We start from the raw sequence: 10,175 nt of genomic DNA on the forward strand, positions 1-10,175 counted from the left end.
TTCATAATTTAGATTTAAAATTATAAATTTTACTATATTTACCATAGTATTGAGAAAAAATTTTTCTGTATAAATGTTGATAATTTCAAACCGATGTGATAAAGTAAAAAATGTATTAATCCTTGAAAAACTATTTCTTCCGTGGTAAAATTAATTTCGATTGAGGAGGTGAAAGTTTTGGCAAATACAAAATCTGCAAAGAAAAGAATATCAGTTATTGCAAAAAGGACTTTGCGTAATAAAATGATAAAATCAAGAGTCAAAACATTTATTTCTAACTTTAATAAAAGTTTAGCCACAGGAGATATAGAAACAATAAAAGAAAAATTAAGACTTGCTGTTAAGGAATTGGACAAAGCTGTCACAAAAGGAGTTCTTCACAAAAACACAGCAGCAAGAAAAAAATCCAGACTTTATGCAAAATTCAATGCGCTTTTAAAATCAGCAAGTAACGAATAAAGCGTACCTTTAAAGTACGCTTTTTATCATTTACACAATTTTTTTATAAGGTCTTCCAATGTTAAATTGCTATCTCCCCCTGTTTTCAAGGCAATATCACATTTTAAACACTCTTTGTATGCCCTTTCTAAATCCTCTTTTTTAAAAAGTTTGCTTTGTCTTGTTAGTTCTTCTACTACAAAATATGGCACTCCTAAAGAAGATGCTATACTCCTTTTATCTACAAATTTTCCTTCAAAAGTTTTGATTTTAGCAATGAGCCTCATCTGTCTTATTATCATGGATAATATAATAAGAGGTACTTCTCCCTTTTCTAAAAGGCGTATAAGACTTTATAAGCTTCTTTTTCTTTCTTCCTCCCTATGGCACTAACAAGATTGAAAATGTTTTGTTGCAGGTTTATACTAAGGACTTCTTTCATTTTTTCCATTTCTATTTTTTCGCTGTCCGAATAACAAATCACTTTATGTATTTCATTAACAATAGCATACAAATCAGTTCCTACACTTTTCACAAGGTATTCTGCATCAGCTTTAGTTATCTTTTTCCCACTTTTTACAAAGAAATAGCCTGTATAATTTACAGCTTCTTCAAAAGAAAGTCTTTGAAAATATACTATTTTACCAATTTTTTCTACTAATTTATTAAATTTCTTTCTCAAATCTATCTTTTCACCACCTACGATAATCAAAACCGTTTTGTTCTCCGGCATGTCAGTCTTTTCTTCAATATAATTCATAAGCTTTTTTAAACTTTTATCATTCAATCTTGAAAGTTGGTCCTCCTCGTTTTTTACTAAAACTAATTTATATTCAGAAAAAAACGGCAAAGTCTCACAACTTTCAATGATAGCATTTACATACTCTTCTGGGTCATTTTTTTCAATGACTATGTAGTTCATCTCATAAGTTTCTTCTTTTAATAGCTTTGACTTAAACTTTTTAATAGCGTCTAACAGCAAATATCTTTCTTCTCCGTAAAAAAGATATAAATTATGTATTTCTCCCTTCTTTAAGCTGTCTAAAAGCTCTTTGTAAGTCATCCTTTCACTCCTTAAGAACCGTCTTTATATAAGCTTTTTTCCCATCTGTCTTTACAATAATAGCACCATTTTTGTCTGTTCTATACACTATACACCTTTCTTGAAGAGATTTTAGCACTCTCTCATGGGGAAGTCCATAACTATTTTTGCCTACTTGGATAATACATACTTTCGGATTGATTTTTTCGATAAATTCTTTTGAAGATGAAGTACTGGACCCATGGTGTGGTACTTTTAGAATATCAGCCTTTATGTCTAGATTTTTTAAAATCTCTTCGGCTGGTTTTTCTATATCACCTGTAAACAAAAACTCCATATCTTTATACTTTATTTTAAAAACAAGTCCATTATTATTTATAGGATTCTCTTCTATTAAATTTAGAGGATCAGGATGTAACACATATATTTCTACACCATCTACTTTGATTTTATCACCCCTTTTTAAAAACACAACTGGAATATTTTTTGATTTTGCAATTTCCATCAATTTTTTGAAATTGTCATCAGCAATTTTTTGTATTCCTACAAAGATTTTGTTAACTTTCATTTGTTGTAAAATAGTAAGTATTCCACCTACATGGTCGATGTCAGTATGAGATATAAAAACTCCATCAAGTTTCATAACACCTTTATAATACAAAAATGGAAGTAGTATATCCTCTCCAGCATCAAAAGAAGAAATTGAAATTAAAGGTCTGCCTCCCCCATCTATCAAAAAAGTTTTGCCATGAGGTGTTCTTACAAAAGTACTATCCCCTTGTCCTATATCCAGGAAAGTCACTTCTAAATTTTTAGGCAATATATAATTATAAGAAAAAAAGGTTATCATAAAAGTCAAGGCAATTGTAATAAAAATCTTTTTCGTTTTTCTGTCAAAACTACTGAATGTAACTGCCAAAATTCCATAATACAAAACAATTACATAAAGAGGAGGAATAATAGTATTTATACTAGCATAAGGAAAGCTATTGAGTAAATTCGTTATGTACAAAATAGCTTCTACAAAAGGTATGTTTATATAATTTATGAAATAGGACAGGAAAGGTAAAATAAGTCCTATAATAGCCGATAAAAATCCCAAAACAACTACCACATCTGCCAATGGTACTATTACAATATTGGATAAAAAGGAAATAATGGATATATAGTGAAAATAATACATAGTAAGAGGAATTGTACCGATTTGAGCAGAAAAAGTTATAGCAATTAAATCTCGTATTTTAGGATTTAGCATTGATAATTTTTTTGTATTGGCTTATAAAAATACAAAATGGCTAAAGTGGCAACAAACGAAAGTTGAAAGCCGACATCCCATAGCATTAGAGGATTAAATATTAATATCAAAAAAGCAGCAAAAGACAGAGAATTTATAGAATTATGTTTTTTACCATAGGTAGTTCCAATTAAAGCGATAGAAGCCATAAGAGCTGCTCTTATAACTGGCGGATTTGCTCCTGTTAAAACTACGTAGAAGATCAATACAATTATAATAATTGGAATTTTATACCTTCTGATGTTAAAAAGACTTAACATATAAAGTACAAAACCTGTTACAATTGCTACGTGCATTCCTGATACCGAAATAATATGTGAAATACCTGCTGTCCTAAATTGCTCCAAAGTCTCATGTCCAATAAGTTTATCTCCTAAAATGAGTGACATAACAAATTTTGCATCTCTTTCGGGCATTGAATTAATATAATTAACTTCTATTTTTTCTTTTGCAGCATATATAACCTTCTCAATAAAATTTAAATTGCCTTTGCTTACAATGTCAACCGCATATTCATCTACCCTCATTAATGCATATATTCCTTTTTTCTTTAAAAAAAGATAGTAATCAAAGCCTCCTGGGTTTGTCGCTTTTTGGGGAATTGAAATTATCCCTCTTATGCTTACAATATCTCCTTCAGAAGGATATTCGCCCCCATATTGAGTAACCAATACTTTAGGTATTTTAGGCGGTTTAACTATATATTTAGCATAGCTTTCATATTCTTTTACTTCTTTCACCTTGCCATTTATAGTTGTAAACTTCCCTTCAAACTTTATATAAGGATTGGGAGAATTAATAGCATTGCTACTTAAAATTGCCCCTACAAAAATAAACGAAATTAAGAGAAGCAAACTAACATTTTTATTTTTCAAATATCCCCACAAAGAAATAGCCACTGAAATTGCTAATAAAATCAAGAAAGCAAAGGAATAAAAAACATATCTTCCAATTATTATTCCCAAAGAAAGAGCTATGGTGAGATATAAAAATGGAAATTTCATTTTATATCACATAAACTTCAAAGTCATTTGCAATTTCTGTATTTTCAAAAAACTTAACCGCTTCTTCATAATAATCATTGATAAAAATAAGCGGCGACAAATGAGTTAAAACTAGTTTTTTACACTCAGCTTTTTTAGCAATTTCAGCAGCTTCTGCAGCAGTTAAATGGGGCCCTTGCATTCCTGTCAAGAAATTTCCATCACATAGGAATAAATCGGCTTTGTTTGCAAAAGATATTAAATCCTCATTATAAGTAGTATCACCACTATATACAAAGATTTTCTCTCCTTTTTTCATCTTCACAGCATAAGTCTCCACAGGATGCATCATTTTTTAAAAAAAATCTCTATACCTTCTAAATTTAATATAGTTTCTCCATTTACAATGTGTAAATCGAACACATCTTTAAACTTAAAATCCTCTAAAACATTTTCTGGTGTTTGTGGACAATATACCTTTACCGGTTCAGTTAACATACCTCTTGACTTCATAATATCAAGAGCATATCTTAAAACCATCATATCTGCCACATGGTCAGAGTGTAAATGAGACAAAACTATGTATTTCAATCTATTCAAATCGTAATACCTTTGGTATCGGCTTATAACTCCACTGCCACAGTCCAATAAAATATGAGTATTTTCTTCTTCTACTAAATATCCAGAAGTAGCACCATAAGGTCCAGGAAAAGGCCCATGGCATCCTAATACTGTGACTTTCATAAATTTTTACCTCCCTCCTTAAAGCTACAAACAAACTCATATAAATCTTGGTAACTACCCCTTTGTGTCACTATTATATCTTTGAATTTCTATTTATCATATAGTCCTCAATTAAGAATGTTTTCATTCCTAACTTAAAAGCTATCAAGTCCTCTTCTACATCATTTCCCACCATATAACAATTTTCAGGTTTTTTATTTATAACTTCTAATATCTCTTCATAGTATTGTATGTGAGGTTTGCAATAATGCATATTTTCATAAGTAGTTATAAAATCGAAATAGCTTTCAGTAAGACCTGCCCATTTAAGTCTTTCTAAAATTGCAATCCTTGGAAATACAGGATTAGTAGCTAAAACAAGTGTATAGCCTTTTTCTTTCAAAATCTCTAAAGACTTCTTGACATATTCATTAGCTTTAATATTTTTCCCCAATTCTTTGTAATCATTTAAATAAAAGTCTTCAAAAAGTACATCCAATTCTTCTTTTGGATAATTAACTTTTTCTAAAAAAGACTCAAAAAACACCTCTTCATTGGTTTTGTTTGGGTCCAAATTGTTTATCATGTCCATGCTAGCACTATAAAGGCTTTTAAACAGAAAATGAGGATCAAATAGAGAAGAAAGTTTTTTTGTAAGGCTTAAAAAGTATTCATCTAACATCTTATCCGTATCGACAGGAAGCAATGTCCCGTCCAAGTCAAACAAAAATGTATCTACCATCGTCATCACCTCAATTTCCTTTCACTATATAATGATATATTTTTGCATAAAAAAAAGCAAGGTTTTAAAAACCCTGCTACGCTTTGTTAAATAATTCCAATCGAGATATCAAACGTATCAAAATATACCCTACTATTATACTTGCGAAACCTTGTACTAAATTACTTGGCACATCAACTAATGAAGTTTTAAAACCGTACATAACTCCCCCTGCAATATAGTATCCTAACACCATCCATAAAGCTCCTATAATAAGAAAAACAACCCTTAAATATTCATTAGTATATTTTTATACATAAGTCCAACAATCAACCCTTCTATCCCTTTAATTATAAAAGTCCACGGTGCCCAATAAGCATAACCTGACAACAAATCCGCTAAAGCGGAGCCAATTCCTCCGGCTATAAACCCATCAGAGAGCCAAATAAAGCAGAACTTAAGAATATAAAAGAATCGCCCACGTTTATATATCCTTTTGTAGCCGGTGTTGGTATCTGAATCACCATAGTACCGATAGTAACCAATGCGATCATAAAAGCCCCATATACTATTTTTTTCACCTTGTTCTGAGCCATATTTTCACCTCCAACAAATTTATGTATGATAGTTTATATTATAGCATACAATTGTAATGGTGCAATCATAACAATATAATAACAAAAAAAGAAAAGCCTCTTTTTTAAATTTTAAAAAAGGCTTAGATATAGTTTCCCACTGTAGAATACCTGTCTTTTTTGGTAATTATATATGAAACAATCAAATCATCGAGTTTACGACTTATATCAAGCACTTTTTCATAATCAATCTCTTCTTTAGTAACAAGGTTATCTAGTTCTTTTCTTAAAACACTTATCTGTTTTTCTAACACTTCATTACTTTTCATTTCAGTTACCCCTTTTTAAGAGTTCGTATATACAATTTTACCATCATAATACAAAAATTACAATAGGTTTTATTAAGAAACAACTTTTAATTTATCTACTATATTAACTAATTTCTTATAAACTTCTACAATTTCTTGTCCACACTTTACTTTCCAATCAATTTCTCCCTCATTTACCTGTATTGCTTCCTTATTTAGAATTCTATTTAAGATGTCATCACTCTTTATTTTTTCCTTAATGTTCTCCATACTCCGTTTTAATTCTTCATCTATTTTTTTTACTACACCCATCTCTCTACTCTCCCCATTTAAATGTTTATTATAATATATTCTATATATGTTATAAATTTCCTGCTGAAATTTAAAATTTTTTACTTTTTTTTATTTCACCCATAATAATTTTAAAAAATATTTAAAACCTTGTTCGTTGCTAATTATAATCTGTGATAAGCCTTTATCCCTGGCTTTAAATCCACTTGTTTAATCATATCTTCTATAAAATTTTCTAGAATAACAAATATCTCTTCTATATAACAATTGCATGGAAGTTATCCATGCAATTGTTTATTCATATACTTTTGTCCCTAAAACAGTAGTAAGTTTTCTAAACTCTTCTATTATCTTTTTCGTTATAGGACCAGGCTTCCCATCTCCGATTACCCTATGATCCACTTCCACTACTGGTACTGCTTCAGCAGCCGTACCTGTCAAGAAACATTCATCTGCAGTATATACATTAAATAAAGAAAAATACTTTTCTTCAAAAGGTATCCCTAATTGTTTTGCGATATCTATTATCGTAGCCCTTGTAATCCCTCCTAATGCTCCTACTGCAGAAGGAGGAGAATATAACGTACCATTTGAAACTATAAAAATATTGTCACCGGTACATTCAGCCACATATCCTTCTTGATTTAAAATCAAAGCCTCTGGATATCCTGCTTTTACTGCTTCAATTTTTGCGAGTATATTGTTTAAATAATTTAATGACTTTATCTGAGGATCTAAAGTCTGTATTGAATTTCTCCTATAAGTAGAAGTAATAATTTTTAAACCATTTTGATACATAGATTCAGGATACAAAGCAATCTTATCCGCTATTATTACAACTGTGGGTTTAGGACATTTATATGGGTCAAGGCCTAAATCACCTTTTCCTCTTGAAACTACAAGCCTTATGTAAGCATCCCTTAAATTATTAATTCTTACTGTTTCAATAACCTTTTCTTTCATCTCTCCCATCGTTATAGGAATGTCAAGAAGAATAGCCTTCGCCATACTGTAAAGCCTTTTTAAGTGTTCATCAAGTTTAAATATAACTCCATCATAAGCCCTTATACCCTCAAAAATTCCGTCCCCATAAAGATAACCATGATCAAAAACCGAAACTGAAGCTTTTTCACTGTCCACAAATTCACCATTTACATATACTAATCCCATATTTTTATGACTCCTCCTTTACTTCGAATTAATTTAGTAAAATTTTATCACTTTAAAAGAGTTTAGTCAATGTAATGTAAAAACAAAAAGCCTCCTTATGGAGGCCTTTTGCTTTAGTTACTCAGCTTTTACAGCACCTGTTGGGCACACAGCTTCGCAAGCACCACAGTCAATACAAGTATCAGGGTCGATCTCGTATTTTCCATCCCCTTCATGGATAGCATCTACCGGGCATTCCGCCGCACAAGCTCCGCAACTTATACATTCGTCGGTAATGTAATGTGCCATTATTTTCCCCTCCCTGTATACAGTATGTAACTCCACAAACATTATAAATTATTTATACAGAATTGTAAACAGCCCAATAAAACCTTGGTAATGGGTATTGTCAAATTGTAAAACCTATGATATAATTACTTTCGTCAAGACGCTGCCGAATGGTGTAATGGTAGCACAGGTGACTCTGGATCATCTGGTCTAGGTTCGAATCCTAGTTCGGCAGCCATTATGGCCCCATCGTCTAGCGGCCTAGGACATCGCCCTCTCACGGCGAAGACAGGGGTTCGAGTCCCCTTGGGGCTACCAATAAAGGAAGAAAAGGCATCCGGTAGATGCCTTTATATTTTTAATATAGCTTTTATCAGTAACCCTCCAAAAAGAGCTATAAGCATACTCAACATCGTCCCTATTAAGTAGTATTCTGCAAAATCTTTATTATCTAGCTCTTTATACCTCGCAATAGACTTAGCACCAATCACAAAACTAGCTGCCGCTATTTGATTGACGGCAATTAACGTCATCATCAAAGTCCGCTCTAGCATACCAATTATTTTCCCTGAAGACGTTATTTCCATTTTAGAAATATGAATATTTAGACTTAAAAGCACGTATTTTATGAAAATTGCTCCTCCAAAAATGACATAAATATAAATGCAGAATACAGCAAATATTTTAAAGTAGATTTCCGGATAGGAAAAACAAAAGACATCAATAAGTTTTAAAGAAATAAAATAAATAGTAAGAAAATGAAAGATTTGATCCCCTATAAAGAAATAAACATTGTCTGTTTTTGCAATTTTATATTTCAAATAATCAATTATGATATGAACAAAAGATAAAAATATTAAAAACAAAATTGCTTTAAATTTAAAGAAGGGTAAAACCAACAGGTTTAGTACTAGCACAACCAAAAAATGTTTTATAAATCCTTCAATTAGTCCCTTACTTTTCTTAAGCACAATAGAGTCTGTTTGAAATAGGTAATCACTCAAACCATGAAATAAAAAGAGCAATGTTAAAACAAAATTTTGGCTATTCATTTGTATTGCCCTCCAATACAAATTTCAACAATCGGACAATGGCTTTTTCCCCTCTTACAACAGCTTGCCATCTAGCTGCATTGCACCTTTTTGCCACATTTTGTGGCATTACTTTTAAAATTTGAGCCGCTTTTTTGTAGGTTCCATATTTTTCATAATTCATAACTGCCTCCCATTGAGCCCTAGTCCACTTAGACTGTAAAGCATCCAATAAAGTAAATAGAGCAGTAGTAGCTTCTTCTATAAACAAATCTCCAGTTTTCACTATTGTAATAGCATTTTTATCACATAAAGACAAGGCCTCTCTCGCCCTATAAAAAGCTTCTCCGTCCATTTCCCAAGAATTTTTTTCTATACCTGTGGAAATAGATCCTATGCCAATTCCAATGCGTAAACCTGCAGGGAAAAAGTTATATCTGAGATTCCTAACGACAGCTGGCAAAAAATCTACCTGTTTTAAAATTCCTTGTATTTCATCTCCTCTCATGAGTGAAAACTTTACAAGCAAATAATCTTCGCACGCCTCATTTACTTCTTCCACCGCTTTTATAAAATTTTCCCTCTTAATCCCTTTGGCTAATAACTCTCTTGAACCAATTATGTCGCCTGTTATAACTATATACACACGTTATCACCCTTTCATGGGTTAAAATAATAGTATCACCCTTATGAGGGTAATACTATTGTCTATAGTAGTAAAAATTATACATTATGTCAATATTTTTATGGGTTCTTCATCTTTTCAATAAAATCTAAAGCTTTTTCAATTCTCTGGATAGTTCTTTCTTTTCCCAAAAGTTCCATTATGTCAAATAGTCCTGGCCCAAAAGTTCTCCCTGAAATAGCTAATCTAGTAGGATGAAAAAGTTCACCGCTGGATATTTGTAATTCCTCAACAAGTTTGCGATAAACTTTCTCAGTCGTAAATTTATCAAAAGGTTCTACTTCTTTTAAAGTCTCTGCTGCCTTTTTCAAAATTTCTGCGACTTTCTCTTTAGTAAAATACTTTTTGACTCCTTTTTCTTCATACTCGTTAACTTCTGTAAAATAATAACTCATGGCATCAGCTATATCCACTAGAGTTTTTTCCCTTTCTCTTACTATACTTACTATTTTTTTGATGTAGTCATAATCGAACTCTTCCCTAATTAAGTTTTTATCTTTCAAAAATGGAATAACTGCTTCAGTTAACTTATCTAAATCGTAATTCCTTATGTAATGGCCGTTTATCCAAGTCAGCTTTTGTACATCGTAAACAGCTGGATTTTTTGATACCCTTTCTAAAGTAAATTCTTTTATGCTTTTTGAAAC

General features: G+C 31.3%; 7 protein-coding genes, 2 tRNA genes and 6 pseudogenes. 3 read left to right on the plus strand and 12 right to left on the minus strand.

The features are described 5' to 3' along the window. The first annotated feature begins 177 nt into the window (after positions 1 to 177). Entirely contained in the window at positions 178 to 459 is a 282-nt protein-coding gene (gene rpsT, locus JCM7501_RS11820) for a 30S ribosomal protein S20 (RefSeq protein ID WP_012994963.1), read from the plus strand. Between the two features lie 26 nt (positions 460 to 485). Here the strand turns inward: rpsT and holA are convergent. The 9 genes and pseudogenes from holA to JCM7501_RS11865 all read right to left on the minus strand — a co-directional run bounded on the left by holA (position 486) and on the right by JCM7501_RS11865 (position 7,833). Further along, positions 486 to 1,501 (minus strand): annotated as a pseudogene (holA, locus tag JCM7501_RS11825) (DNA polymerase III subunit delta). 4 nt (positions 1,502 to 1,505) lie between these two features. Then, positions 1,506 to 3,778: pseudogene (locus JCM7501_RS16005) on the minus strand (DNA internalization-related competence protein ComEC/Rec2). 1 nt (position 3,779) lies between these two features. Continuing rightward, positions 3,780 to 4,501: pseudogene (locus tag JCM7501_RS16010) on the minus strand (MBL fold metallo-hydrolase). Further along, a pseudogene (locus JCM7501_RS11840) lies at positions 4,498 to 5,222 on the minus strand (HAD family hydrolase). Before JCM7501_RS11840 ends, JCM7501_RS16010 begins: the two co-directional pseudogenes overlap by 4 nt. A 76-nt stretch (positions 5,223 to 5,298) precedes the next feature. After that, positions 5,299 to 5,797: pseudogene (locus tag JCM7501_RS16015) on the minus strand (ECF transporter S component). 122 nt (positions 5,798 to 5,919) lie between these two features. Next, positions 5,920 to 6,105 (minus strand): aspartyl-phosphate phosphatase Spo0E family protein, encoded by a 186-nt coding sequence (locus JCM7501_RS11850; RefSeq protein ID WP_012994957.1) that lies wholly within the window; start codon positions 6,103 to 6,105, stop codon positions 5,920 to 5,922. A 72-nt stretch (positions 6,106 to 6,177) separates the two neighbouring features. After that, positions 6,178 to 6,396, minus strand: coding sequence for a hypothetical protein (locus tag JCM7501_RS11855; RefSeq protein ID WP_012994956.1), 219 nt, complete (start codon positions 6,394 to 6,396; stop codon positions 6,178 to 6,180). Between the two features lie 273 nt (positions 6,397 to 6,669). Further along, positions 6,670 to 7,545, minus strand: a complete 876-nt coding sequence (gene ilvE, locus JCM7501_RS11860) for a branched-chain-amino-acid transaminase (RefSeq protein WP_013150144.1) — start codon at positions 7,543 to 7,545, stop codon at positions 6,670 to 6,672. A 117-nt stretch (positions 7,546 to 7,662) separates the two neighbouring features. Further along, a complete protein-coding gene (locus JCM7501_RS11865; protein WP_012994954.1) occupies positions 7,663 to 7,833 on the minus strand; it encodes a DUF362 domain-containing protein in 171 nt (56 codons plus the stop codon). A 143-nt stretch (positions 7,834 to 7,976) separates the two neighbouring features. On the opposite strand from JCM7501_RS11865, the gene JCM7501_RS11870 reads away from it, so the two are divergent. After that, positions 7,977 to 8,050 (plus strand) — tRNA-Gln (locus JCM7501_RS11870). A 4-nt stretch (positions 8,051 to 8,054) separates the two neighbouring features. Next, positions 8,055 to 8,130 (plus strand) — tRNA-Glu (locus JCM7501_RS11875). Between the two features lie 32 nt (positions 8,131 to 8,162). Here JCM7501_RS11875 and JCM7501_RS11880 read toward each other — a convergent pair. The 3 genes and pseudogenes from JCM7501_RS11880 to JCM7501_RS11890 form a co-directional block, all read right to left on the minus strand. Then, positions 8,163 to 8,864 (minus strand): DUF3307 domain-containing protein, encoded by a 702-nt coding sequence (locus JCM7501_RS11880; protein ID WP_028991472.1) that lies wholly within the window; start codon positions 8,862 to 8,864, stop codon positions 8,163 to 8,165. Next, positions 8,857 to 9,489, minus strand: a complete 633-nt coding sequence (locus tag JCM7501_RS11885; RefSeq protein ID WP_013150142.1) for a SatD family protein — start codon at positions 9,487 to 9,489, stop codon at positions 8,857 to 8,859. Before JCM7501_RS11885 ends, JCM7501_RS11880 begins: the two co-directional genes overlap by 8 nt. A 98-nt stretch (positions 9,490 to 9,587) precedes the next feature. Beyond that, positions 9,588 to 10,175, minus strand: a pseudogene (locus JCM7501_RS11890) (glutamate--tRNA ligase); the annotation flags it as partial.

The organism is Thermoanaerobacter thermocopriae JCM 7501 (assembly GCF_001310975.1).
Taxonomy (GTDB): domain Bacteria; phylum Bacillota; class Thermoanaerobacteria; order Thermoanaerobacterales; family Thermoanaerobacteraceae; genus Thermoanaerobacter; species Thermoanaerobacter thermocopriae.

What these genes read in the sequence shown, in the direction of transcription:
- ilvE (WP_013150144.1), bottom strand. Translation starts at nt 7,545, where the DNA reads ATGGGATTAGTATATGTAAATGGTGAATTTGTGGACAGTGAAAAAGCT.
- JCM7501_RS11880 (WP_028991472.1), bottom strand. Translation starts at nt 8,864, where the DNA reads ATGAATAGCCAAAATTTTGTTTTAACATTGCTCTTTTTATTTCATGGT.
- JCM7501_RS11850 (WP_012994957.1), bottom strand. Translation starts at nt 6,105, where the DNA reads ATGAAAAGTAATGAAGTGTTAGAAAAACAGATAAGTGTTTTAAGAAAA.
- JCM7501_RS11865 (WP_012994954.1), bottom strand. Translation starts at nt 7,833, where the DNA reads ATGGCACATTACATTACCGACGAATGTATAAGTTGCGGAGCTTGTGCG.
- JCM7501_RS11855 (WP_012994956.1), bottom strand. Translation starts at nt 6,396, where the DNA reads ATGGGTGTAGTAAAAAAAATAGATGAAGAATTAAAACGGAGTATGGAG.